The 26,086-nt window shown below is 52.8% G+C and carries 21 protein-coding genes and 1 pseudogene; 12 read left to right on the forward strand and 10 right to left on the reverse strand.

Annotated features, from left to right (window positions below):
• Positions 1-144: 144 nt before the first annotated feature.
• Together BJJ97_RS01535 and BJJ97_RS01540 are read right to left on the reverse strand one after the other, a co-directional pair.
• Positions 145-1,329: an MFS transporter gene (locus tag BJJ97_RS01535; protein WP_193438347.1), complete on the reverse strand. Its 1,185-nt coding sequence runs from the start codon at positions 1,327-1,329 to the stop codon at positions 145-147.
• The gene (locus tag BJJ97_RS01540) at positions 1,326-2,519 is read right to left on the reverse strand and encodes a serine hydrolase domain-containing protein (RefSeq protein WP_095992885.1); all 1,194 of its coding nucleotides are present in this window, start codon (positions 2,517-2,519) and stop codon (positions 1,326-1,328) included. The genes BJJ97_RS01535 and BJJ97_RS01540 overlap by 4 nt, the downstream gene beginning before the upstream one ends.
• A gap of 115 nt (positions 2,520-2,634) precedes the next feature.
• On the opposite strand from BJJ97_RS01540, the gene BJJ97_RS01545 reads away from it, so the two are divergent.
• Entirely contained in the window at positions 2,635-3,531 is an 897-nt protein-coding gene (locus tag BJJ97_RS01545) for a LysR family transcriptional regulator (protein WP_095992886.1), read from the forward strand.
• 61 nt (positions 3,532-3,592) lie between these two features.
• On the opposite strand, the gene lpdA is transcribed toward BJJ97_RS01545, so the two are convergent.
• From lpdA to pdhR, 4 genes are all read right to left on the reverse strand, one after another.
• A complete protein-coding gene (gene lpdA, locus BJJ97_RS01550; RefSeq protein WP_039490973.1) occupies positions 3,593-5,017 on the reverse strand; it encodes a dihydrolipoyl dehydrogenase in 1,425 nt (474 codons plus the stop codon).
• 214 nt (positions 5,018-5,231) lie between these two features.
• The gene (aceF, locus tag BJJ97_RS01555) at positions 5,232-7,118 is read right to left on the reverse strand and encodes a pyruvate dehydrogenase complex dihydrolipoyllysine-residue acetyltransferase (protein ID WP_095992887.1); all 1,887 of its coding nucleotides are present in this window, start codon (positions 7,116-7,118) and stop codon (positions 5,232-5,234) included.
• Positions 7,119-7,132: 14 nt separating this feature from the next.
• On the reverse strand, positions 7,133-9,796 hold the full coding sequence (aceE, locus tag BJJ97_RS01560; protein ID WP_039483562.1) for a pyruvate dehydrogenase (acetyl-transferring), homodimeric type: 2,664 nt from the start codon (positions 9,794-9,796) through the stop codon (positions 7,133-7,135).
• Between the two features lie 141 nt (positions 9,797-9,937).
• Positions 9,938-10,702, reverse strand: coding sequence for a pyruvate dehydrogenase complex transcriptional repressor PdhR (pdhR, locus tag BJJ97_RS01565; protein WP_039483559.1), 765 nt, complete (start codon positions 10,700-10,702; stop codon positions 9,938-9,940).
• Positions 10,703-11,383: 681 nt separating this feature from the next.
• Here pdhR and BJJ97_RS01570 point away from each other — a divergent pair.
• From BJJ97_RS01570 to BJJ97_RS01580, 3 genes are all read left to right on the forward strand, one after another.
• The gene (locus tag BJJ97_RS01570) at positions 11,384-12,742 is read left to right on the forward strand and encodes an amino acid permease (protein ID WP_095700594.1); all 1,359 of its coding nucleotides are present in this window, start codon (positions 11,384-11,386) and stop codon (positions 12,740-12,742) included.
• Between the two features lie 182 nt (positions 12,743-12,924).
• Complete coding sequence (locus tag BJJ97_RS01575) at positions 12,925-14,358, forward strand: glycoside-pentoside-hexuronide (GPH):cation symporter (protein ID WP_095992888.1); 1,434 nt, start codon at positions 12,925-12,927, stop codon at positions 14,356-14,358.
• Positions 14,336-15,292, forward strand: a complete 957-nt coding sequence (locus tag BJJ97_RS01580; RefSeq protein WP_167385213.1) for a glycoside hydrolase family 43 protein — start codon at positions 14,336-14,338, stop codon at positions 15,290-15,292. Before BJJ97_RS01575 ends, BJJ97_RS01580 begins: the two co-directional genes overlap by 23 nt.
• A gap of 36 nt (positions 15,293-15,328) precedes the next feature.
• Here BJJ97_RS01580 and ampE read toward each other — a convergent pair whose 3' ends face one another.
• Both ampE and ampD read right to left on the reverse strand, forming a co-directional pair.
• On the reverse strand, positions 15,329-16,183 hold the full coding sequence (gene ampE / locus BJJ97_RS01585; RefSeq protein ID WP_095992890.1) for a beta-lactamase regulator AmpE: 855 nt from the start codon (positions 16,181-16,183) through the stop codon (positions 15,329-15,331).
• Positions 16,183-16,755: a 1,6-anhydro-N-acetylmuramyl-L-alanine amidase AmpD gene (gene ampD, locus BJJ97_RS01590; protein ID WP_095992891.1), complete on the reverse strand. Its 573-nt coding sequence runs from the start codon at positions 16,753-16,755 to the stop codon at positions 16,183-16,185. Before ampD ends, ampE begins: the two co-directional genes overlap by 1 nt.
• Before the next feature lie 419 nt (positions 16,756-17,174).
• Between ampD and BJJ97_RS01595 the strand changes: the two genes are divergently transcribed.
• From BJJ97_RS01595 to hofC, 5 genes and pseudogenes are all read left to right on the forward strand, one after another.
• On the forward strand, positions 17,175-18,035 hold the full coding sequence (locus BJJ97_RS01595; RefSeq protein ID WP_095992892.1) for a nucleoside-specific channel-forming protein Tsx: 861 nt from the start codon (positions 17,175-17,177) through the stop codon (positions 18,033-18,035).
• A gap of 144 nt (positions 18,036-18,179) precedes the next feature.
• Positions 18,180-19,070, forward strand: a complete 891-nt coding sequence (gene nadC / locus BJJ97_RS01600; protein ID WP_095992893.1) for a carboxylating nicotinate-nucleotide diphosphorylase — start codon at positions 18,180-18,182, stop codon at positions 19,068-19,070.
• A gap of 318 nt (positions 19,071-19,388) precedes the next feature.
• Complete coding sequence (gene ppdD, locus BJJ97_RS01605; protein WP_095700600.1) at positions 19,389-19,835, forward strand: prepilin peptidase-dependent pilin; 447 nt, start codon at positions 19,389-19,391, stop codon at positions 19,833-19,835.
• Positions 19,836-19,837: 2 nt separating this feature from the next.
• Positions 19,838-21,334 (forward strand): type II secretion system protein GspE, encoded by a 1,497-nt coding sequence (gene gspE, locus BJJ97_RS01610; RefSeq protein WP_095992894.1) that lies wholly within the window; start codon positions 19,838-19,840, stop codon positions 21,332-21,334.
• Positions 21,331-22,535, forward strand: a pseudogene (gene hofC, locus BJJ97_RS01615) (protein transport protein HofC). The gene gspE and the pseudogene hofC overlap by 4 nt, the downstream one beginning before the upstream one ends.
• 86 nt (positions 22,536-22,621) lie before the next feature.
• Here the strand turns inward: hofC and BJJ97_RS01620 are convergent.
• Positions 22,622-23,662: a GMP reductase gene (locus tag BJJ97_RS01620; protein WP_039483533.1), complete on the reverse strand. Its 1,041-nt coding sequence runs from the start codon at positions 23,660-23,662 to the stop codon at positions 22,622-22,624.
• Between the two features lie 293 nt (positions 23,663-23,955).
• On the opposite strand from BJJ97_RS01620, the gene coaE reads away from it, so the two are divergent.
• The 3 genes from coaE (at position 23,956) to yacG (ending at position 25,597) form a co-directional block, all read left to right on the forward strand.
• Positions 23,956-24,582: a dephospho-CoA kinase gene (gene coaE, locus BJJ97_RS01625; protein WP_095700604.1), complete on the forward strand. Its 627-nt coding sequence runs from the start codon at positions 23,956-23,958 to the stop codon at positions 24,580-24,582.
• On the forward strand, positions 24,575-25,327 hold the full coding sequence (gene zapD / locus BJJ97_RS01630; RefSeq protein ID WP_095992895.1) for a cell division protein ZapD: 753 nt from the start codon (positions 24,575-24,577) through the stop codon (positions 25,325-25,327). Before coaE ends, zapD begins: the two co-directional genes overlap by 8 nt.
• 75 nt (positions 25,328-25,402) lie before the next feature.
• Positions 25,403-25,597 carry a DNA gyrase inhibitor YacG gene (gene yacG / locus BJJ97_RS01635; protein ID WP_039483526.1) on the forward strand — a complete coding sequence of 65 codons (195 nt, stop codon included), beginning with the start codon at positions 25,403-25,405 and terminating at the stop codon, positions 25,595-25,597.
• Between the two features lie 44 nt (positions 25,598-25,641).
• Here yacG and mutT read toward each other — a convergent pair whose 3' ends face one another.
• The gene (gene mutT / locus BJJ97_RS01640) at positions 25,642-26,037 is read right to left on the reverse strand and encodes an 8-oxo-dGTP diphosphatase MutT (protein WP_095992896.1); all 396 of its coding nucleotides are present in this window, start codon (positions 26,035-26,037) and stop codon (positions 25,642-25,644) included.
• Positions 26,038-26,086: the final 49 nt, after the last annotated feature.

Here is a 26,086-nt window from a genome sequence, read left to right on the forward strand (position 1 = left end):
ATACAGGCATATCCACGCCAGATTAGTACAGCAGCGTAATTATCAATCACGAAAACAAGGCAAGAAATCATGACGTCTATGTATGATAAATAAACAATTTATTGCGCTATAAAAGTCACAGATAAAAAACCGTCATCTGGCACTCTACCGTCGCGTTACAGGGAAGCCGTGTTGTCTGGCAGACCACACCACAACGAACGTAATCAATAACAGCACCAACAGCACCGGAGAGAAGGCAGCAACGCCGAGGCGCTCCAGCAGAACACCACCGATGATACCTCCCCCTGCAATAGCCACGTTCCAGGCGGTAACCAACATAGACTGCGCCACATCGGTCCCCCCTTTCGCCGTTCTGACGAGAGCCGTCTGGAATAGCGTTGCCGCACCGCCGAAGGCTAATCCCCAGACGGCCACGGCCGCATAGACCACAGCCAATACATCACCTGCCACGCCAAGCGCCAGTACGGACAGACAGAACAATGCCGAGCAGGCGAGCGTCAGAGCGCGCAAATAACGGTCAATCAGCACGCCAACGATCCAGATGCCCAGCAGTGATGTAACGCCGAATACCAGCAGCACCAAACCAGTCTGCGCAACCATGCCCACCGCCGCGAGAAACGACGCAATGTAGGTGTAGAGAATGTTATGCGCCAGCACAAAGGCCAGCACGGCACATAGCACGGGCCGCACGCCTGCCATGGTGAACACCTGCCCCAGAGATAGCCTCCTGCCTGTTGATTGCCCAGCGAAATCCGGTACCTGAATACGTACCCACAACATCAGTATTAAGGCCAAACCACTCATCATACCGAAACACATTCGCCAGCCGATCGCGTTGCCAAGAAAGGTTCCCGCGGGCACACCCAGCGACAAGGCTAATGGCGTGCCGACCATCGCTATCGCAATAGCCCGTCCCTTCTGGTGTTCAGGCACCATACGGGCCGCATAGCCCGCCAGCAGCGCCCACAGCAGCCCAGCTGAAACACCCGCCAGAAAACGCGCCGCCATCGTTAGCACGTAGCTACCGGAAAATGCCGTAATAGCATTGGCGACAGCGAAACCTGCAATGGCTGACAGTAGCAGCGGGCGGCGACGCACACCTTGCGTCGCGGCGGTTAACGGGATCGCGGCCGCCAAAGAACCTACGGCATAGATAGTGACGGTTTGCCCGACCCAGGCTTCGGACACCGCCAGACCTTGCGCCATTTGCGGCAACAAGCCCGCTGGCAGCGCTTCAGTCAGGATAGTGATGAACGCTGCCGTGGCTAATGCCAGCAATGAGGCAATGGGCAGTCTGTCACGGTGTATATCGGTCAGTGAGGCAGTCATCGTGCAGCCTCCAACTCGCCATACACGGCATCGCGCAGTTCGGTGACAAAACGCCCCGACATCCCCTCGTACATCGTGTTGGTGAAGGCCACGACGCTCAAACCTTGTGTTCGATCGACAAACCATGAATGACCGTAGGCGCCCCCCCAGCGCCAGGTGCCTGATGATTCGGGTGACTCGGCTAACAGCGGATCGCGTAAGACCGAGAAGCCGAGGCCAAAACCGCAGCCCGGTGCATTGGACAGTTCCAGCCCCTGAGTCTGATCGCGTCCCATCTCCTCGATCAGCGCGTCGGGCAGCGGAACGCCGCCCCCTTTACGCAGGGCTTCCAGCAGGCGTAACAGATCCCAGGCAGTACCCGCCATGCCAGCACCACCAGATGGAAAGGCCTGAGGATCAAAGATGCGCGCAGGGCTGTACGCAATACCAATTGCTCCTTCAAAGGGAGAAACCGTTTCACCTTCGGTCAGGCGATGCGGCTGCGGGGTGTCGTTCACGTAAGCAGTAGTCAGGCGCGATGGGTCACGTATAACGAAGTCGGTATCGTGCATGCCCAGTGGGTCGGTCACCAGTTGGCGAACCGCCTCGTTCAATGACGTACCGTGGATGCATTCGATCAAGGCTCCCAATACATCGGTTGCCAGCGAATAACCCCAAGCCTCTCCCGGCACGTATTGCAGGGGAACGCTGGCGATACGCCGCAGGTTCTCATTCAGGCTGATGCCGGAAGCATCCATACCGTCTGAGACACCCGCCTGTGCATAGGGGCCGTCCGCATGGGTTTCGAAAAAGCGGTAGCCCAAACCCGCGGTGTGGCTAAGCAGTTGCCGCACGGTAACGCGAGCAGGGTTGCCGTCGGCCAGCCGGAGCTGAAACGTCGGCATCCAGCGAGTGATATCCTCATCCAGATCGAGCCGACCTTGCGCCACCAGTACCAGTGCCGCAACCGACACGATGGGCTTGCTGACAGAAGCCAGCCGGAAGATGGCATCCAGCGCCATAGGGCGGGCGCTTTCCCGGTCAGCCCATCCTGCGGCCTGCTGATGAATCAATTCTCCGTTGCGCGCGACCAGCACGACAGCACCGACCAAACGCCCATCGTCCAGCGCCTGTTGAACGACGGCCTGAATTCGGGGAGAGATAGGGGCTGCTGAGGCACCGGTATCCAGAGGAAATACGGGAGTTATCACGGGTGTTCCTTTTATCAATGAGTGTTCCCGTTACGATAGAAAATCGACAATTAAAGAAAAAGTAGGCTACTGTTCCTTAATATACGGAACAAACTGTCCGCAATAGAGAGGGAGTATGGATAGCCTGAATGGCTTAGCGGTATTTGTGCAGGTGGCCGAAACACGCAGTTTCATTGCCGCTGGCCGACTGCTGGGCGTGTCAGCGTCTGCGGTAGGCAAAAGCATCGCTCGGCTTGAAGAAAAATTGGGTGTGAGGCTATTTCACCGCAGTACGCGCAGCATCACATTGACCGCCGAAGGCTCACTATTTCTGGCGCGTAGTCGGCGAGTTCTGGCTGAAATCGAGGCAGCAGAACTGGAACTCTCGCAGACCAGCGCCGTACCGCGCGGACGCCTGCGTGTGAGTCTTCCGTTGGTCAGTTCACTGGTGTTGCCCGTACTCGGAGAATTCATGCGCGAATACCCTGAGATCGAACTGGATTTGGACTTCACCGACCGAATGGTGGACGTCATTGAGGAAGGTTTTGATGCTGTGGTACGGACAGGAGACCCCGTTGACTCACGCCTCACCGCTCGGAGGCTGGGCGCCTTCCGTTCTCTGCTAGTCGCTGCGCCAGACTACCTTACCCGGCGTGGCACCCCTCAGATACCTGTCGATCTGATGCAGCACGCCTGTCTGCACTACCGCTTTCCCAACAGCGGCAAGCTGGAGCCGTGGGCGCTACGACTTCCCCCCGGCGACCCAGAGTTACCATTACCCACCTCGATGGTCTGCAACAACATCGAAACGCGCCTCTGTTTCGCACTGCAAGGGTTGGGGATCGCCTACCTGCCAGACTTCTCCATCCGTGAACCGCTGGCCAGCGGCCATCTACAGCCGATCCTGACCGACTATGTGGAACGCAGCGGCGTCTTCTATGTGTTGTGGCCTGCCAGCAAACACCCGTCACCAAAAGTGCGGGCACTCGTCGATTTTCTCTGCGCGCGAGTATTTCCCGCCTCTGATACGTAAAAAAAATCCGGCACCTGTAAAGGTGCCGGATTGAATTCACGCTATTCGAACCTGAGCGAACTTACTTCTTCTTCGCTTTCGGGTTCGGCAGGTCAGTGATGCTGCCTTCAAAGATTTCAGCTGCCAGACCAACAGACTCATGCAGCGTTGGGTGCGCATGGATGGTCAGTGCGATATCTTCTGCATCACAGCCCATCTCGATCGCCAGACCGATTTCACCTAACAGTTCACCACCGTTAGTACCGACAATCGCACCACCGATAACACGGTGAGTTTCTTTGTCGAAAATCAGTTTGGTCATACCGTCAGCGCAGTCAGACGCGATAGCACGGCCAGACGCTGCCCATGGGAAGGTCGCGGTTTCGTAGCTGATGCCTTTCTCTTTCGCTTCTTTCTCGGTCAGACCTACCCAGGCCACTTCCGGTTCGGTATAGGCGATAGAAGGAATCACTTTCGGATCGAAGTAGTGTTTCTTACCGGAGATCACTTCGGCAGCAACGTGGCCTTCATGCACACCTTTGTGCGCCAGCATCGGCTGACCGACGATGTCGCCGATAGCATAGATGTGCGGCACGTTGGTGCGCATTTGCTTATCAACGTGGATGAAGCCGCGATCGTCAACTTCCACGCCCGCTTTGCCTGCATCCAGGTTTTTGCCGTTCGGTACACGACCGATAGCAACCAGAACCGCATCGTAACGCTGTGGCTCGGCTGGCGCTTTTTTGCCTTCCATCGTCACATAGATGCCGTCTTCTTTGGCTTCTACTGCCGTCACTTTGGTTTCCAGCATCAGGTTGAACTGCTTGCTGATACGCTTGGTGAAGACCTTAACAACATCTTTGTCAGCAGCCGGGATAACCTGATCGAACATTTCAACAACGTCGATCTGTGAACCCAGAGCATGGTAAACGGTACCCATTTCCAGACCGATGATACCGCCGCCCATAACCAGCAGACGTCCTGGGACGTTTTTCAGCTCCAGCGCATCGGTAGAATCCCATACGCGCGGGTCATCATGAGGAATGAAAGGCAGTTGGATTGGACGTGAACCCGCCGCGATAATCGCGTTATCGAAGTTGATCGTCGTTTTGCCGTTTTCGCCGTCAACTTCCAGCGTGTTGGCACCTGTGAATTTGCCCAGACCGTTAACCACTTTAACTTTACGGCCTTTCGCCATGCCAGCCAGACCACCGGTCAGTTGGGTGATGACTTTTTCTTTCCACAGACGGATTTTATCAATGTCGGTTTTAGGTTCACCGAACACGATACCGTGTTCTGCCAGTGCTTTGGCTTCTTCTATGACTTTAGCAACGTGCAGCAGGGCTTTGGAAGGGATACAACCCACATTCAGACACACCCCACCCAACGTGGCGTAGCGCTCTACCAGTACAGTTTCCAGACCCAAATCCGCCGCGCGGAATGCAGCAGAGTAACCCGCGGGGCCGGCACCAAGTACCACTACCTGAGCTTTAATTTCAGTACTCATCATGACCTCTTAATTGATTTCCGGCGGGTCTGTGACGTCATTGTTATTGAGTCTTAACGCCCTCTTCCACCGGGACGTGTCTTTGCCGCTGTAGTTTACAAAATCGTTAACAATTTTGAAACAACAAGCGACTAACGATTTGTCCTTGATCACTGACAGCTGTAACAAATAACAGCTTATCAGAAAAAAGCCGGCCGTCAGGCCGGCTTTTCGATTACATCACCAGACGGCGGATGTCAGACAACGTATTGTTAATGATGGTAATGAAGCGAGCACCATCAGCACCGTCAATGACACGGTGGTCGAAGGACAGAGACATCGGCATTATCAGACGCGGAGTGAACTCTTTACCATTCCAGACCGGTTCCATCGCGGACTTAGACACACCAAGAATAGCGACTTCCGGCGCGTTGACGATCGGCGCAAAGTGCGTAGTCCCGATGCCGCCCAGGCTGGAGATCGTGAAGCATCCGCCCTGCATTTCGCCTGCAGTCAGTTTACCGTCACGGGCTTTCTTGGAGATCGCCATCAGTTCGCGAGACAGCTCAGTGATGCTCTTCTTGTTCACGTCTTTGAACACCGGAACCACCAGACCATTCGGGGTATCAACCGCAACACCGATGTTGATGTATTTCTTCAGCGTCAGACGTTGCGCGTCTTCAGACAGGGAACTGTTGAAGCGTGGCATCTGCTCAAGCGCAGCGGCAACGGCTTTCATGATGAAGACAACTGGGGTGAATTTCACATCCAGTCTGCGCTTCTCAGCTTCGGCATTCTGCTGTTTACGGAACGCTTCCAGATCGGTGATATCCGTTTTATCGAAGTGCGTAACGTGCGGGATCATCACCCAGTTACGGCTCAGGTTAGCACCAGAGATTTTCTGGATGCGGCCCAGTTCCACTTCTTCCACTTCACCAAACTTGCTGAAATCAACTTTCGGCCATGGCAGCATGCCTGGCAGACCGCCGCCAGCGGCAGCCGCTGGCGCAGACTCAGCGCGTTTCACTGCATCTTTCACGTAAGCCTGAACGTCTTCGCGCAGGATACGGCCTTTACGACCAGAACCCTTCACTTTCGCCAGATTCACGCCGAATTCACGAGCCAGACGACGGATAACCGGCGTTGCGTGAATGTAAGCATCATTCTCAGCGAACTCGCTCTTACCTTCTGCTTTCGCAGCTGGCGCAGCAGCAGGTTTGGCCGCTGGAGCAGGTGCAGCAGCCGCTTCTTGCTTGGCCGCTGGAGCCGCCGCAGGTGCAGCACCTTCCACTTCGAAGACCATGATCAGTGAACCGGTTTTAACTTTGTCGCCGGTGCTGATTTTGATTTCTTTAACCGTACCCGCGAATGGTGCAGGGACTTCCATTGAAGCTTTGTCGCCTTCAACGGTGATCAGTGATTGCTCAGCCGCGACTTTATCGCCAACTTTAACCATCACTTCAGTCACTTCAACTTCGTCACCGCCGATATCCGGTACGTTGACTTCTTTCGCCGCAGAAGCCGCTGGTGCAGCAGCAGGTGCCGCTTCAGCTTTCGCTGCTGAGGCTGCAGGTGCGCTGCCAGCCACTTCGAATACCATGATCAGAGAACCGGTAGAGACTTTATCGCCGGTGCTGATTTTGATCTCTTTAACCGTACCTGCGAAAGGTGCCGGGACTTCCATAGACGCTTTGTCGCCTTCTACGGTGATCAGAGATTGTTCAGCAGCAACGGTGTCGCCCACTTTAACCAGTACTTCGGTCACTTCAACTTCGTCACCGCCGATATCCGGCACGCTGACGTCTTTCGTCGCAGATGCTGCTGGTGCAGCAGCCGGAGCGGCTTCTTTCTTCTCTTCTGCCTTAGCAGGTGCAGCGTCAGCTGCACCGTCGGCGGAATCGAAAATCATGATCAGTTTGCCAGTTTCAACTTTGTCACCGACAGAGACTTTAATCTCTTTCACGACACCAGCCTGCGGAGAAGGGACTTCCATAGAAGCCTTATCACCTTCAACCGTGATCAGCGACTGATCAGCTTCAACTTTGTCGCCAACCTTCACCAGCACTTCGGTGACTTCAACTTCATCTGCACCGATGTCCGGTACGTTGATTTCGATAGCCATGTAATCTTTACCTCTTATGCCAGACGCGGGTTAACTTTATCTGCATCGATGTTGAATTTAGTGATGGCATCAGCAACCACTTTCTTATCGATTTCACCGCGTTTAGCCAGTTCACCCAGAGCCGCAACCACGACGTAAGACGCATCCACTTCGAAGTGGTGACGCAGGTTCTCACGGCTGTCAGAACGACCGAAACCGTCAGTACCCAGTACGCGGTAATCGCTAGCTGGGATGAAGTTACGGATTTGCTCAGCAAACAGCTTCATGTAGTCAGTAGATGCAACCGCTGGCGCATCGCTCAGTACCTGAGCCACGTAAGGTACGCGCGGCGTTTCGGTCGGATGCAGCATGTTCCAACGCTCACAATCCTGGCCTTCGCGTGCCAGTTCAGTGAAGGACGTTACGCTGAATACGTCAGAACCGATACCGTAGTCTGTCGCCAGAATCTGAGCCGCTTCACGTACGTGACGCAGGATAGAACCTGAACCCAGCAGTTGAACTTTACCTTTGCTACCTTCAACCGTTTCCAGCTTGTAGATACCCTTACGGATACCTTCTTCCGCACCCTGCGGCATCGCAGGCATGTGGTAGTTTTCGTTCAGCGTAGTGATGTAGTAGTAAATGTTTTCCTGCGCTTCACCGTACATGCGGTGCAGACCGTCATGCATGATGACAGCAACTTCGTAGGCAAATGCCGGATCGTAGGAAATACAGTTCGGGATAGTCAGAGACTGAATATGGCTGTGACCATCTTCGTGCTGCAGACCTTCGCCGTTCAGCGTCGTACGACCTGAAGTACCACCGATCAGGAAGCCACGTGCCTGTTGGTCACCCGCTGCCCAGCACAGGTCGCCGATACGTTGGAAACCGAACATGGAGTAATAGATGTAGAACGGGATCATCGGCAGGTTATTGGTGCTGTAAGACGTTGCCGCCGCCAGCCAGGAAGAACCTGCGCCCAGCTCGTTGATACCTTCCTGCAGAATCTGACCTTTCTGGTCTTCTTTGTAGTAAGCAACCTGCTCACGGTCCTGCGGAGTGTACTGCTGGCCTTTCGGGCTATAAATACCGATCTGGCGGAACAGACCTTCCATACCGAAGGTGCGCGCTTCGTCAGCGATGATCGGAACCAAACGATCTTTGATAGATTGGTTCTTCAGCATCACGTTCAGTGCACGTACAAACGCAATAGTGGTAGAGATTTCTTTATTCTGCTCTTCCAGCAGAGTGCGGAAATCTTCCAGCGTTGGCAGTTCCAGTTTTTCGCTGAAGTTAGGCTGACGAGAAGGCAGGTAGCCACCCAGCGCCTGACGACGCTCGTGCAGGTACTTGTACTCTTCAGACTCTTTATCGAAAGTGATGTACGGCAGTTTTTCGATGTCGGCATCAGACACTGGCACGTTGAAGCGGTCGCGGAAGTAACGCACGCCATCCATGTTAACTTTCTTAACCTGGTGCGCGATGTTCTTACCTTCAGCCGCGTCGCCCATACCATAACCTTTAATGGTATGCGCCAGAATAACGGTTGGTTTGCCTTTGGTGTCCTGCGCTTTTTTCAGTGCAGCGTAGACTTTCTTCGGATCGTGACCACCACGGTTCAGTGCCCAAATTTGATCGTCGGTCCAGTCTTTAACCAGTTCTGCCGTCTCCGGGTATTTACCGAAGAAGTGCTCACGCACATAGGCACCGTTTTTGGATTTGAAGGTCTGGTAGTCACCGTCGACGGTTTCTTCCATCAGTTGGATCAGTTTACCGCTGGTGTCTTTACGCAGCAGTTCGTCCCAACGGTCGCCCCACATGACTTTGATCACATCCCAGCCAGCGCCGCTGAAGATACCTTCCAGCTCGTTGATGATCTTACCATTACCGGTAACAGGACCATCCAGACGTTGCAGGTTACAGTTGATGACGAACACCAGGTTGTCCAGTTTTTCACGGGTCGCGATAGTGATCGCACCTTTGGATTCTGGTTCGTCCATTTCACCGTCGCCCAGGAAGGCATAAACGGTTTGCTTAGAGGTATCTTTCAGACCACGGTTTTCCAGATACTTCAGGAATTTAGCCTGGTAGATAGCACCGATCGGGCCCAGACCCATAGATACGGTCGGGAACTGCCAGAAGTCCGGCATCAGTTTAGGGTGCGGATAAGAAGACAGACCGTTACCGTGAACTTCCTGACGGAAGTTGTTCATCTGGTCTTCAGTCAGACGGCCTTCAAGGAAGGCACGAGCGTAAACGCCCGGAGAAATGTGGCCCTGGAAGTAGACCAGGTCGCCGCCGTCCTGCGCAGTGCGAGCACGGAAGAAGTGGTTAAAGCACACTTCATAGAAAGTGGCGGAAGACTGGAAAGAAGCCATGTGGCCGCCCAGATCCAGATCCTTTTTAGAAGCACGCAGTACTGTCATGATCGCGTTCCAGCGGATTGCTGAGCGAATACGACGTTCCAGATCCAGATTACCAGGGTATTCCGGCTCGTCTTCCACTGCGATGGTGTTGATGTATTGACGTGCAGCTGTACCAGCAGCAACGCTGACACCGCCTTTACGTGCTTCACTCAGAACCTGATCAATCAGGAACTGGGCGCGTTCAACACCCTCTTCACGGATGACCGATTCGATCGCCTGCAGCCAGTCGCGGGTTTCGATCGGATCCACGTCATTATTTAAACGATCTGACATGGTTATTCCTTATCTTCTCTAATCAGTTAGTTTATGGAGCCTGTCTTCCTGCATTCTGAGTTAGGTTTCGTCCTAAGCAAAACGCATGAAGACAGGCTCATCGTCGTCATTACCGCATTCAGAGCCCCAAATTACGGATGCTCAATCCCTGCGTTGCTGGAGCCGACGCAGCGATCTCTCGCGCCGACTATGTTCCCGGTTAAGATCCAGCAATACTTCCTCAATAAACGCCAGATGACGGTGTGATGCTTCGCGCGCCTTTTCCGGCTCACGGGCAACAATCGCCTCAAAAATGCTGGCGCGATGAATGCTAACCTGAGCCAGCACTTCACGGCTCAAATAAAGCAATTCAAAATTCTGCCTCACGTTCTGTTCGAGCAGCGGCCCCATACAGCGCACCAAATGCAGCAACACCACATTATGCGTGGCTTCTGTTACAGCAACCTGATACTGCATAACGGCTTCTGATTCGGCGTCCAGATCGCCCGCTTCCCTCGCCTTCTCAATCACGGCATGACAATCCCGGATACGTTGCAGATCCGACTCTGTGCCACGCAACGCAGCATAGTAGGCAGCAATGCCTTCCAGCGCATGACGCGTTTCCAGAAGATCGAACTGTGATTCGGGATGTGTGCTCAGTAATTCTGCCAGCGGATCGCTGACGCTTTGCCATAGATTGGCTTGAACGAAGGTACCACCACCCTGACGGCGCAAAAGGAGACCTTTGGCTTCCAGGCGTTGAATGGCTTCTCTCAGAGAAGGGCGGGAAACATCGAACTGTTTTGCCAGTTCGCGCTCCGGTGGGAGCTTCTCGCCGGGGCGCAAGGTTCCCTCAAGAATCAGAAACTCCAGCTGCTGTTCAATCACATCTGACAGTTTGGGCTGACGGATCTTGCTGTATGCCATAATGAATTCTTCTCTGCGAATGGCGCGGAGTCAATTGGTAATACCAATTTCAAAAACGTGACGCTAAAGTAACAAAGTATTCACCTTCTGTCCATAAGGACCTTGAGCTAAATCACCAATCCCACCAGATTTTAACAAATGCACGAGAAACATGCGGCAAAGTGATAGCCCGCCTGTGGTATTACCATTAATCCCCTCTGTCTATATTTTAACTTTTTTGAAACGAAAAGCAGGCATTGCTGAACCGTTTAAATACGAAAATAGTGAATTTTAATTCAAAAAATAAGAATTTTTATTCTCAAAGGAAAAACATAATCCTCGGTAACGCCACATTGTGGTAAGCACGCTTTTTACAGCAGGGATAAAGAGATAATAAAAGGGAGTAAACCTAAAGGGGTAACAACCCCTTCTCATCCTAAAAAACCTCTCGCGATTTTCTTGTCATCAGGCTCTTAATAAAAGAAGGGTGAAAATTTTGATGTAGCGATAGTTTTTAATTATCAGACTATAAGAAATCAGTGCAATCTTGCGCACTTACCACTATTCTCTGGCAAACGGTAGCGGTTTCATTATTTAAAGAAACACCACCCGTAAAAATAAAATTACACAAACGTACAGTCACTAATACGCGTGTTCGTTCACACCGTGTTTTTTACTTGCACTGGCAGAGGGTTAAATTTGATGGATAATCAACAAACGGACGGCACGCTAAAGCGTGGTTTGAAAAACCGTCATATTCAGTTGATTGCCTTGGGTGGCGCGGTAGGTACTGGCCTCTTTCTTGGTATTGCGCAGACAATCAAAATGGCCGGGCCATCGGTCCTGTTAGGCTATGCAATTGGCGGCCTGATCGCGTTTCTCATTATGCGCCAACTGGGCGAGATGGTGGTTGAAGAGCCGGTAGCCGGATCGTTCAGCCACTTTGCTTATAAATACTGGGGCGATTTCGCGGGCTTCGCATCGGGATGGAACTACTGGGTGCTGTATGTGCTGGTCGCCATGGCTGAGCTTAGCGCCGTGGGGATTTACGTCCAGTACTGGTGGCCAGATATTCCGACTTGGGTATCCGCCGCCGTCTTCTTCCTGCTGATTAACGCCATCAATCTGGCGAACGTCAAAGTCTACGGTGAGATGGAATTCTGGTTTGCCATCATCAAAGTCGTCGCGATTATTGGCATGATCGTCTTCGGTGGCTGGCTGCTGCTCAGCGGTACGGGCGGGCCGGAAGCAACCGTAACCAACCTGTGGGCGCAGGGCGGGTTCTTCCCGAACGGCGTGCTCGGTCTGGTGATGGCGATGGCCGTGATCATGTTCTCATTTGGCGGGCTGGAACTGGTGGGGATTACCGCGGCAGAAGCGGATGACCCAGAGAAAAGCATTCCACGCGCGACCAATCAGGTTATCTACCGCATCCTGATTTTCTACATCGGTTCACTCGCTATCCTGCTGTCACTGTACCCGTGGGGCAAGGTCGTGGAAGGCGGTAGCCCGTTCGTCATGATTTTCCATGAACTGAACAGCAACGTCGTAGCAACGGTGCTGAACATCGTGGTACTGACCGCTGCGCTGTCTGTTTACAACAGCTGTGTTTATTGCAACAGCCGTATGCTGTTCGGTCTGGCGAAACAGGGTAACGGACCAAAAGTACTGAAAACTGTCGATGCTCGTGGTGTTCCGGTTGTTGCTATCGGTATCTCCGCGCTGGCAACGGCGCTGTGCGTGCTGATCAACTACCTCATTCCCGGCAAAGCGTTCGAGCTATTGATGGCGCTGGTTGTGTCTGCTCTTGTGATTAACTGGGCGATGATCAGTCTGGCACACCTGAAGTTCCGTTCACAGAAGGATAAAGAAGGTACGGTGACCAAGTTTAAAGCGCTGCTTTATCCGCTGGGTAACTACATCTGTCTGCTGTTCCTGGCGGGTATATTGGTCATCATGTTCCTGACGCCGGGCATTCAGATTTCCGTCATGCTGATTCCGGTCTGGCTGGTTATTCTGGGCGTGGGCTACTTTATCAAAAAGAAAAATCTGGCGAAGTAAGCCTCAGCGTTCACCCCATCCTTTTTCATGGCCGACTCTGTCGGCCATTTTCATATTTGTAGCCTCCATCACACTTTGCCCCACCCGACCCGTTTGTCCATTTTTGCAACCGATTTCATACGCTCTTTTATCCCTATCGAGGGAATAATCGTGTTTACACGTTAAGCACAGGAGTCGTATTCATGAAGAACAACGCACTGTCCGTTAAAGAAAAGATTGGCTACGGAATGGGTGACGCAGGATGCAACATGATTGGCGGGGCCATCATGCTATTTCTGAGCTATTTCTACACCGATATCTACGGGCTCTCGCCTGCCTTGGTCGGCACCCTACTACTCTCCATTCGCGTCATCGATGCCGTCACGGACCCGATTATGGGCGCGATCGCCGATCGCACCCAAAGCCGCTGGGGTCGTTTTCGGCCTTATCTGCTTTGGGTCTGCGTGCCCTACGTTCTGTTCAGCGTACTCATGTTTACCACACCGGATTGGAGCTATAACGGCAAAGTTATCTACGCTTTCGTCACCTATTTTCTGATGTCGCTGACTTATACCGCTATCAACATCCCCTACTGCTCACTTGGCGGCGTGATCACCGCAGACCCGCATGAACGGGTATCCTGTCAGTCATACCGTTTCATTATGGTCGGTATCGCTACGCTCATCCTCTCTTCGACGCTGCTGCCTATGGCAGAGTGGTTCGGCGGCGAGGACAAAGCGCGCGGCTACCAAATGTCGATGGGCGTGATGGCGATCATTGCCCTATTCATGTTTCTGTTTTGCTTTGCCACCGTTCAGGAGCGAATTAAGCCCGCCATCCCCACCAACGATGCGCTGAAAGCAGACTTGCGAGACGTCTGGAAAAACGACCAATGGCCGCGCATTCTGCTGTTAACCCTGTGTAACGTCTGCCCTGGATTTATCCGCATGGCGGCCACGATGTACTACGTCACCTGGGTGATGGAAAAGTCCGTCTCATTCGCCAGCCTGTTTATCAGCCTCGGCGTGGTCGGCATGATGTTCGGCAGCGCATTGGCGAAACCGCTGACCGACCGTTTCTGCAAGCTGAAAGTATTTTTCTGGGTCAACATCGCACTGGCGATCTTCTCCAGCGCCTTCTACTTCTTCAACCCTCACCTGACCAGCTTTATTCTGGTGATGTACTTCCTGCTGAATGTTCTGCATCAAATCCCTTCCCCGCTACACTGGTCGCTGATGGCCGATGTGGATGACTACGGCGAGTGGAAAACCGGCAAGCGAATCACCGGGATCAGCTTTTCAGGCAATCTGTTCTTCCTGAAAGTCGGGCTGGCGATTGCGGGTGCGATGGTCGGCTTCCTGCTGTCCTACTATGGTTATGATGCCAATGCCCCACAGCAAAATGCCGAAGCCATGAACGGCATCATTATGTTGTTCACCCTTATTCCCGGCGTAGGCTATTTGATTACCGCAGGCGTTGTGCGTTTGCTGAAGGTCGATCGCCAACTCATGCAGCAAATACAAATTGATCTGGAAAAACGCCGTAATAACTATCGGGAACTGAGCGAGAGCCGCGACAGCCAATCACCCAACGTCAAAAGAGGAGGAGAGAATGATGAACCCACATCAATGGCCTAACCCACTGATTGAACAACGGGCAGATCCTTTCATTCTTCGCCACACGGATGGACAGTACTATTTTATTGCCTCGGTACCTGAATACAATCGGCTCGAAATTCGCCGGGCCAGTTCGCTGGAGGCCCTTGCCCACGCGACCCCGGTGACGATCTGGCGTAAGCATGAACGCGGCCCGTTAAGTGCGCTGATTTGGGCGCCGGAACTGCACGTGATTAATGGCAAATGGTATGTCTATTTCGCCGCGGCACCGACGGAAGACATCAAAGACGGTTTATTCCAGCACCGCATGTTTGCGCTGGAATGTGCAGACAGCGACCCGCTAAAAGGCAACTGGGTTGAAAGAGGCCGGATTTATACGCAATTCGATACCTTCTCGCTGGATGCCACCCACTTTGAACATAAAGGCAAACGCTACTATCTGTGGGCGCAAAAAGATCCCGCTATTGCGGGCAATTCGAATCTGTATCTGGCGGAAATGGAAAATCCGTGGACGCTGAAAGGCACGCCGGTCATGTTGAGCAAGCCGGAATTACCGTGGGAAGTGATTGGTTTTAAAGTCAACGAAGGACCCGCGGTCATTAAGCACGGCGAACGTCTCTTCATCACCTATTCCGCCAGCGCCACCGATGAAAATTACTGTATCGGCTTACTGTGGGCGAATGCAGGCAGCGATCTGTTGAACCCGACAAGCTGGCATAAATTGCAGCAACCAGTCTTTACCACCAGCTGGGAAAACCGGCAATTTGGGCCGGGCCATAACAGCTTTACTCAAACAGAAACGGGCGAAGACGTTCTGGTTTACCATGCCCGCAACTACACGGAGATAGAAGGCGATCCGCTGTATGACCCGAATCGCCATACGCGGATTAAAACGTTCACCTGGGATCGTGACGGTATGCCCGTGTTCGGCGAACCGCCCGCTGACAGGCAATAAGCGAGAAATGGGTGCGCTGGGACGTACATTTAGAAATTAAACCAGCGCACCGTATATCGTCAGGAGCGCAACGACGACCACTAATGCCAGCGTCACCTTTTTCGCCAGCGTCACGGCGGCTTTAGGCGTCTCCACAGGCTCAACGTGGGATTCACGCGCGAGAGAAAACTGGGCCAGTTGAGTCAACACCCAATACTGTGAACTGCGAGAATCCCCCAGCGAGGCGAACCAGGCAGGCAGCGCTTTCTCGCCGTGCCCCAGCAATGCATAAGCGGCGCCGACCAAGCGGGCGGGAATCCAATCAAGCCAATGCAGTAAACTATCGACGCCAGACTGCGCGCGCTCCAGCGGGGTGTGGTGGCGGGCAAGCCAGGTCTGTCTGGCGCGTAAAAACGCGTACCCCATCAGCGCAATTGGCCCGTAGGGTCCGGCAACGATAAACCAGAACAGCGGCGCTAAATAAAACCGGAAATTTATCCACAGCAGCGCATTTTGCAACTCTTTCAATTGCTCGCTTTCGCCTGTGCCAACGGGCAGACCGTGAATCAGCGCCAGCTCTGCTGCCATTTCCCGGCTGGCATCCGCCTCACCGCGCTGTGCAGCCTGCAAATAGCGTCGATAGTGCTGACGAATTTCACCCGCACCAATGCACATCAGGCTGATGATAATCCACAGCAAAAGAGAAATTAGGCCGAATAGAATACCGCTCGTGAGCCACAGCAAGCCCGCCACGATGCCCATGCTGCAGAGCGTCAGGAACAGCGTTTGCAATAAAGACGGAGCTGGTACGTGCCGGAATACAACCTCAAGCCGATGATCGATCTGCCAGTGCTCGCCCTGTTTGAACAAGCGCTCCCATGCCAGCGTAAGCAACAGTGTAAACAGCGTCATTAATCCAGACTCCCTTTGTTCTCTGTCCAGTTTTCTTGTAGCAGACGATGATAGCCGTCCCAGTCAAATGCCGGTCCGGGGTCGGTTTTACGGCCCGGCGCGATGTTGCTGTGTCCGGTAATGCGCGACGGCGTAATAGGATAGGCCCGCATTAATAGGCGCGTAATCGCCACCAGCGAGTGATACTGCTGCGCGGTAAAAGGCAGCGTATCCGTCCCTTCCAACTCAATGCCAATAGAGAAATCATTACAGCGTTCCCGGCCTTCAAACACCGACACACCAGCATGCCAGGCGCGTTGATCGAAAGGCACATACTGTGTGATTTTCCCATCGCGGCGAATCAGGCAGTGTGCCGCGACGCGTAAATGGGAAATGTCGGCGAAATAAGGATGCGCAGTGGGATCCAACGTCGCCGTAAACAGTTGATCAATATACGGACCGCCAAACTCGCCGGGCGGCAGACTGATATTGTGGATCACCAGTAGGGAAGGCACCTCATCATTCGGGCGACCATCATAATGCGGTGAAGGCGTGTGTGTAATGTCGGATAACCAGCCATTTTCCAAAAGCATCGGCGATAACCTCGCATCGTATCGTTTGCCGGCTGAATCAGGCGAAAAATCAATTTCAGGAGTAAAAACAATTGTAGCCAAAAGGTCCTTGCATCCAAGATACCATGTTTCACGCCGTGCTATCTATTCAACTGGGTATCAATAGGTTTTACCGTTCGTTTTGTGATATTCCCGTCGCTTTCCTGCCTGAATGCAATCCCGATACTTTTTTAGTAAGGTGAAATTCCTAACACCATTATGTGATTAAAATCACATTACAAATGTAATAGCATAATAAAAGGCAATCGTTTTCGTGCATTGCGTCTATTTTTACTTAAAATGCATGACAAAATTATCTTCTGATTTTTTTAGATATTACCAAAACTTATTTTGCGGTCTTACGTACGACGCACATGACGTCTAACACTATGGTACTTAACATGAAAAAAACTTTCGCCGCAGGCGCGTTGCTCGCACTGTCATGCTCAATGCCTGTTCTTGCTGACAGCAATAAAGCCGAATACCTGTCCGACTGGTGGCACCAGAGCATTAACGTCGTCGGTAGCGCCCACACCCGTTTCGGACCGCAACTGAACAGCACGACTTACCTGGAATACGAAGCATTTGCGCGTAAAGACTGGTTCGATTTCTACGGTTACGCCGATGCGCCTAAGTTTTTTGGTGGCGATCCCGACAGCCGTGGCATTTGGGACAAAGGCTCTCCGCTGTTTGTCGAGATCGAACCACGCTTCTCTATTGATAAGCTGACGGGAGCTGACCTGAGCTTTGGTCCGTTTAAAGAGTGGTACATCGCCAATAACGTTATTTACGATCAGGGTCGCAACAGCGGTTCACGCCAAAGTACCTGGTACATGGGCTTAGGTACCGATATTGATACCGGCACCAATCTGTCTCTGTCAGTGAACGGCTATGCCAAATACCAATGGCAGAACTACGGCGCTGCTAACGAAAATGAGTGGGACGGCTACCGTGTAAAAGTGAAATACTCTTACCCACTGGGTTCGATGCTGGGCGGCAACGTCTCGTACATCAGCTTCACCAATTTCGATTTTGGCTCAGAACTGCGTGACAAATCGAACTCAAGCCGCACTAACAACTCCATTGCCTCCAGCCATATTCTGGCGCTGGGCTACGACCACTGGCACTACTCTTTCGTCGCTCGTTATTTCCACAACGGCGGCCAATGGGCTGATGGCGCAGAACTCAATTTCGGCAAAGGCCCGTTTGAAGTGAAATCTACCGGCTGGGGCTACTACCTGGTCGTTGGTTACAACTTCTAAAATCGCCTCCTCTTTCCGGCGACCACGGATGTTCGCCGGAAGATTAATAACAGTAACAGTTTGAATTGTAATAATTATTCATTCTGGATGTCCTGATGTAAACAAGGTAGCATAGACCTCCGAATCCCCCTTCGGAGTTTTGTCATGTCAACGCGTCGCTACAGTCAGGAACAACGCCAAAAAGCCTTGCTCGCTCGTATTGCACAAGATATCCCCGCCAGCGTGCAACTGGCCTTGCGTGAAGATTTAGGTGGCATCGTCGATGCTAATCAAGACATTACCGCGCTTCTACTCCCCGACAACGAGACCGTCAGCGCACGCATTATCACGCGTGAAGCGGGCATATTCTGCGGCACGCGCTGGCTTGAGGAAGTCTTTTCTCAATTAGGCGACACGACAACGATCGTCTGGCACGTTGCCGATGGCGACGCTATCACGCCCAACCAAACGCTGTGTGACATCACAGGGCCAGCTAAACAGCTCCTGACGGGCGAACGTACTGCGCTGAATTTCCTGCAAACGCTGTCCGGTGTCGCCACTGAAGTCAGCCGCTATGTTGCCGTATTGCAGGGAACGCGTACTCGGCTGCTGGATACGCGCAAGACGCTGCCGGGGCTGAGAACCGCGCTGAAATACGCCGTATCCTGCGGTGGCGGAGACAACCACCGACTCGGTTTATCCGACGCCTTCCTGATCAAGGAAAACCACATCATCGCCGCGGGCTCAATCAAAAATGCGGTAGAAAAAGCACAGTCTTTACGCAGCGATGTTCCGGTAGAAGTTGAAGTCGAATCGCTGGATGAATTACAGCAGGCGCTGGAAGCGGGCGCAGATATCATCATGCTGGATAATTTCAGTCTGGATAATATCCGGGAAGCCGTTAACACCACACAAGGCCGCGCATTGCTGGAAATATCCGGTAATGTCACCCTCGACACGCTGCGTGGCTACGCGGAAACGGGCGTGGACTATATCTCCGTGGGGGCGTTAACCAAGCACGTACAGGCACTGGATTTATCCATGCGCTTCGTCTAACCGCTTCTCTATTTCTACCAGCGAGGTGCCATTTCGCACCTCGTTCACCTATCAATATTCCATCCTCTCGCACATCATCATAACAACACACACTACAAATCCTGCGCGAACGTCCTGTCCCGACGTCCCGACAGCGTGAAAATTGCGTCTCTGCTCGCAAAAAATTTTCAATCCTCTGCAAGTCGCTAAAAACATGTCGTAGCGCTTTCCTGTTTCGCCTTTCCCTGCTCGTCAGCCTTCGCTCCCTTTTCTATGCTGCCGGCCGTACACATAGATTTATGCGCCACAATATTTATGCGCCACAACAGGGAAATCAACATGACAACACAACAAGGATTTACGCTGATTGAGCTGATGATTGTTATTGCGATCGTCGCCATCCTCAGCGCTATTGGCGTACCGGCTTATCAAGGCTATCTGCAAAAAGCAGCGCTAACGGACATGCTTCAGACGATGGTGTCTTATAAAACGCCCGTCGATCTCTGTGGTCTGGAAAATGCCGCTTTTACGGCCTGCAATACCGGTAGTCAGGGAATTCCGGGTAGCAAATCTTCACGTTATGTCAGCGCCGTTAGCGTCGCCCAAGGGGTAATCACGCTGACTGGTCAATCCACTCTGCAAGGGCTGCGCGTTATTCTGACGCCAACGTGGGATACCGAAATCGGCGCTTCACGTTGGACAAAAAACTGTGCCACGGACGACAGCACAGAGAGCCTGCAATCTGCCTGTCAGGACGTTTTCCGTTTCGATAACACGGCGGGTTAGTCATGACGGACTCCTCCTTCTCCTCCGAGCATACGCTCAACGAGTTGCAGACGCTGTGCCGACGTTATCAGGCATTGTTGCTCAGTCTCGATGAACAAACGCTGTCGGTCGCCGTCACGGCGTCCCCTTCTGCGGAGATGATTGCCGCGCTGCGTTTCGCCAGCAATCGCCGAATTATGGTGGAACAATGGCCACAGGCCAGAATGGAACAGCAGCTTAATCCGGTGAACGCCGTTGCCGAGCCTGCAGAAACCTATCAGGCCAGCACTTATGCCAACACTCACAACAAGACTCAGAGCAACAGCGCCGAGCAACAGGATCATGACGATGACTCCCCTGTTGCACAATTTATCCATCAAACGCTACGCCTCGCCGTTCAGCGGCGCGCCTCTGATATCCACTTTGAGCCGTTGCTAGACAGCTATCGCGTACGCCTACGCATTGACGGTGTGCTACAGGCCATATCCGCACCGCCGCCTGAACTGACAAACCGTATTACCGCGCGGCTGAAAATCATGGGTAAGTTGAACATCGCTGAGCGGCGATTGCCGCAGGACGGCCAGTTCAGCCTGACGCTGGATCAACAAGCCTATTCGTTGCGCATTGCTACGCTGCCCGTACAACAGGGCGAAAAAGTCGTACTGCGTATTTTGCAAACGCATCAGCAGGAGCTGGCACTGGATAAACTTGGGCTCACCGCAAAGGCGTTACAGCAGGTGATTAGCGTGCTGAGCGCCTCACAGGGGATGCTGTTAGTCACGGGTCCAACGGGCAGTGGCAAAACCGTCACGCTTTACAGCGCGATACGCTGGCTGAACGAGTGCAGCCGCAATATCTGTAGCGTGGAAGATCCGGTCGAAATTCCCTTGCAGGGCATCAACCAAACAGCAATCAATCCCAAAGCCGAACTGGGCTTTGGCCGAATTTTACGAGCGCTGCTGAGACAGGATCCAGACGTCATTATGATCGGTGAAATCCGTGACGCTGAAACCGCAGAAATTGCGGTAAAAGCTGCACAAACCGGCCATCTGGTCATGTCCACGCTGCATACCAACTCTGCCGTAGAAACGTTAACTCGCCTCAGTCATCTGGGCATCCCCGGTTACCTGTTAGCCGCAGCGCTCAAACTCATTATTGCCCAACGCCTTGTACGTCGGTTATGCCCGCACTGTAAAACCCCAGAAGAACCGCTACTTTCACTGCCAAATGACGTATGGCAAGGGCCACTGCAACATTGGCAAGCCCGCGGCTGTAGCCACTGTTTTTCTGGCTACTATGGCCGCGTCGCGCTCTATGAATTGTTGCCTATCACGCCAGATTTTCAGGCCGCGCTAGCGGGAAACGCCAGCACAGGGGAATTATCTGCACTGTCTCGCCGTTCAGGTTTTCCAACGTTGCTGGCCGCAGGGCTTGAGCTGGTCAACGACGGCATGACCTCACTTGCTGAAGTCTACCGTGTGGTGGGCGATGAGCGGTCAATGAATCAGGAGGAAAAATGAGGCTACAGCGCTTATATCACTGGCAGGCCATCACGTCCGAGGGTGAGTTCATTGATGGAGAACTCATTAGCACACATCGCCAGCACGCCTATGCCAGCCTGATTGCACGGGGCTACCAGCCGCTTCTCGTAAAAGCCGGCCATTACCTGTCGCTACGCTACTGGAAACGTGAACAGCTAGGCGAGTTAATCAAACAACTTGCTGCCCTGCTACAAGCCGGATTACCGCTGCTGGAAGCATTAAAACTCGTGTCGGAACAGCATGAACGCCCCGGCTGGCGCTGCGTATTACGGGATATTCGTACCCATGTTGCTCAGGGAAGCTCACTGTCTGAAGCATTACATGACTATCCTCATATCTTTCCCGTTCTGTATCAATCCCTCATTGCCGTCGGCGAGCTGACCGGGAAGCTGGACGCATGCTGTCTACAGCTCGCTCAGCAGCAAGAAAAACAGTCCAGACTGCAACAGAAAGTCATCAAAGCGTTACGCTATCCCTGCTTTGTTTTGGCCATTGCCATGCTGGTCAGCATGATGATGTTGACGCTGGTTCTGCCCGAGTTTGCGTCGCTCTATTCCTCATTCGATACGCCGTTGCCGTGGTTTACCCGTCAGTTGCTCCATCTGGCAGAGATAGTCACTGACTACGGATTTATTGGATTACTGGTGCTCAGTGGTTTGATCGTGGGGTACGCCCGCTTGAGGCAGAAACGACCATTGTGGAAAACCCGAGAGCAAGAATGGCTGCTGAAGCTTCCTATCGTATCCAGCCTGTTACGCGGTAAATCGCTGAACCAGATATTTCATATTCTCGCCATGACGCAACATGCTGGCTTGACGCTCCCGGAAGGACTGGATGCTGCCGCGACGATCCGTCATCCGCTTTATCAGGCCGCAATTCAACAAATACAAGCGCAACTGCATCAGGGTACGTCGCTATACCATGCCACACAGCATCACGCCATGCTGTTCCCCGCGCCCTGTCCGCAGCTGATTCGCGTGGGGGAAGAAACCGGTGCGTTGGATGCGATCTTTACACAGCTGGCAGAATGGCATGAGGGTCGAGTACAGCAGCAGGCGGACATGCTGACGCAAACGCTGGAACCGTTGCTGATGATGGTCGTCGGGGAATGGTAGGGGCGCTGGTGATTGGCATGTATTTGCCTATCTTCCAGTTGGGGAATGTATTGGCCGGTGCCTGAACCGACCAATACAGCATACAAACAACCACAAGCTACGTCGTATGCACCGCCGCTAACAGCGGGAAGACGGCGCGTAACGGCGGCAACTACCCGTTGAAAATGCGGTTTTCCTGCTCGGCCACGCGGATAAACGTTGTACGCTTTGTCAGCTCTTTCAAACGGGATGCACCAACATAAGTACAGGCGGAACGCAGGCCACCAAGAATATCGCGCACGGTATTGTCTACCGGACCACGCAGAGGCAATTTCACGGTTTTTCCTTCTGCGGCACGGTACTCTGCCACGCCGCCAACATGACGCTCCATCGCAGATGCGGAACTCATGCCGTAGAACAGCATCATTTTCTCACCGTTTTCTTCCACGATGGTGCCTTCACATTCATCATGTCCTGCCAACATACCGCCCAGCATGACGAAATCAGCGCCGCCGCCAAATGCTTTCGCGACATCGCCCGGCATGGCGCACCCGCCGTCGCTCACGATTTGCCCACCGAGACCATGTGCTGCGTCAGCACATTCAATCACAGCAGAAAGCTGAGGGTAACCGACACCCGTTTTAACGCGCGTCGTGCAGACAGAACCGGGGCCAATACCAACTTTCACGATGTCCGCGCCGGAGAGGATAAGTTCTTCCACCATTTCACCGGTCACGACGTTTCCAGCACAGATAACCTTGTCTGGACAGGCCTCACGCGCTTTTTGCAGGAACGTGACGAAGTGCTCGGAATAGCCATTAGCTACGTCGATGCAGATGAATTTCAGCTCAGGCGACAGCGCCAAGATTTGCTTTAACTTAATGAAATCAGCCTCAGATGTCCCGGTCGAGACCATAACATGGCGTAATACCGATGCTGGTGCGCGTTGCACAAACTGAGACCATTGCTCGACAGAATAGTGTTTATGGACAGCCGTCAGAACATCAAAAGAAGCCAGGACTTCCGCCATACTAAACGTACCCACGGTATCCATATTGGCGGCGATAATCGGTACGCCGGACCAGTTGCCACCGGCATGGAGGAAGGTGAATTGACGTTCCAGTTCAACGTCAGAGCGGCTTTTCAGCGTCGAACGCTTTGGCCGGATGAGAACGTCTTTAAAGCCTAACTTTAAATCTTCTTCAATACGCATGAGGTTCGAGTTCCTGGTTAGTGACGGCGGAATGCTCAGTATCGTTACTGAGCATAATCATTTCTGAAAAAATAATGCCCTTTACCAGTGACGTTATCATACGCATGAATAATCCTGCGGCAAGACTGCGATTTTCACTTTATTTGGGATAAAATCAGAGAAATTTACCTATCACCTAGCAAAGTGATAACGTGAAGCACACTGCAGTTGATGCCTGATTGACTTCAGGGGGACGGGAAGATATTCCTCACCCTTGAAAATAGTAGAAATGTTAACTTTTCAACACGGGTGCAATGACATATATCGTAGCCTTAACGGGCGGTATCGGCAGCGGAAAAAGCACCGTCGCTGATGAATTTGCCAAATTAGGGGCCACTATCGTTGATGCGGATATCATCGCGCGTCAGGTAGTCGAGCCAGGGGAACCCGCACTGGATGCCATCAGGCTCCGGTTTGGCGACGCTATGCTCAATACCGATGGTTCATTGAACCGTGCCGCACTACGCCAACGGATTTTTTCCTCACCAGATGAGAAACAGTGGCTGAATAATTTACTCCATCCGCTGATCCATCAGGAAACACAGGCCCAGTTTCAGGCTGCATCCGCACCGTACATTCTGTGGGTCGTCCCTTTACTGGTGGAGAACGGTTTACAACAGCGAGCACAGCGTGTGCTGGTCGTTGATGTAAACAAAGAAACACAGCTTGCACGCACGCTGGCTCGCGATGGCATCAGTCGGCAGCAAGCAGAAAACATACTGGCAGCACAGGCTACCCGAGAACAGCGCCTGGCTTATGCCGATGATATTATTGATAACAGTCGCTGCCCAAACGAGCTGGCTCCACAGGTTGCGGAATTACACCGCCAGTACCTTGAGCTAGCCGCCTCCGCAGCCGACAGGATGACTAAGAATGAGTGACGCCCCCTCAACCATTTTATTCGAATACCCGCTGAACGAAAAAACGCGCACCTGGTTGCGTATCGAATCGTTATTGCAGCAGTTGCATCAAAACCACTCCCTGACCGATATGGGAGGCGCTCTGACATTTTTTCGTGCCATAGCCGAGCTGCTCGATGTATTGGAACGTGGAGATGTACGCACCGAGTTGCTGAAAGAACTGGAGCGGCAACAGCAAAAACTGCTGCAATGGAGTGATGTGCCGGGCGTTGACATGGAACGCATCCATACGCTACGCCGTCAGCTAAAAGATTTATCCAGTACGCTGATGGCGGCCCCGCGGATGGGGCAGTTCTTACGGGAAGATCGCCTGATTGGCATGGTACGCCAGCGGCTCGGTATTCCCGGCGGATGCTGTAGTTTCGACCTGCCTACCCTGCATAGCTGGCTACATCAGCCTCAGGCGCTACGCGAGAAATTAGTTTTCGGTTGGCTTAACTCCTTGTCACCGCTCAAACAAGCGCTGGATATGATCCTGGAACTGATCCGCCACTCCGGCACGTTCCGCCCGCAGACCAGCCTGAACGGTTTCTTCCAGGACAATGCCTCCGATGCTGACCTGCTACGTTTGCGCCTTGAACAGGAACATCAGCTCTATCCGCAAATATCCGGCCATAAGACACGCTATGCCATCCGTTTCCTGCCATTAGATAGCGAAAACGGCCACATTCCTCCGCGTTTAACATTTGAACTGGCCTGCTGCTAGACTCAGCCCTGACAAACCAGAATGCGTTAAGTAGCAAATATGTGTTAAGTAACAGATAGAGTGAAAAAGAATCTTATGACAACAGAAATTACGACGGTTAAATGCCCAACCTGCAAGCAGGCAGTCATCTGGGATGAAACCAGCATCTATCGCCCATTTTGCAGCAAACGTTGTCAGCTCATCGATTTGGGTGAATGGGCTGATGAAGAAAAGCGCATTCCAAGTGATGATATGGTTTCTGATAGTGAAGACTGGAGCGAAACGCAGTAACAACCACGTTTCGCGATAGCGGTTTTCAGGCAGGTAACGTTAGATTAAAGCGATTTCAGCCAGTGGATCATCTCTGCATTTGCTGGCGGAAATTCTTCCTCACGTAATTCTTCTACGCTCACCCAACGAGATTCCTGACCTTCCCGACCATAGGGTTCCCCCCGCCACGTTTCAACCAGAAAGAAATGAAGCGTGATGATTCTCTCCGGCGTAGAAAACGTTTTGTCGTTTAGCGGCTGTGGTGCGCTGGCTTCGATACCCGTTTCTTCACGCAGTTCACGAATCAGCGCCTGCTCTGGCGTTTCACCTTCTTCAACTTTACCGCCAGGAAATTCCCACATCCCTGCCATATGCACGCCATCAGGGCGGCGAGCAATGAAATATTGCTGATCCGCATTGCGGATGATGCCTACCGCGACGGATAACTGTTTTTGCGTCATGACACTTCCTATCAGGTTCTTATCAAGTAAAAGGCGGTCAATGACCGCC

It is taken from the genome of Pectobacterium polaris (assembly GCF_002307355.1).
GTDB classification, from domain to species: domain Bacteria; phylum Pseudomonadota; class Gammaproteobacteria; order Enterobacterales; family Enterobacteriaceae; genus Pectobacterium; species Pectobacterium polare.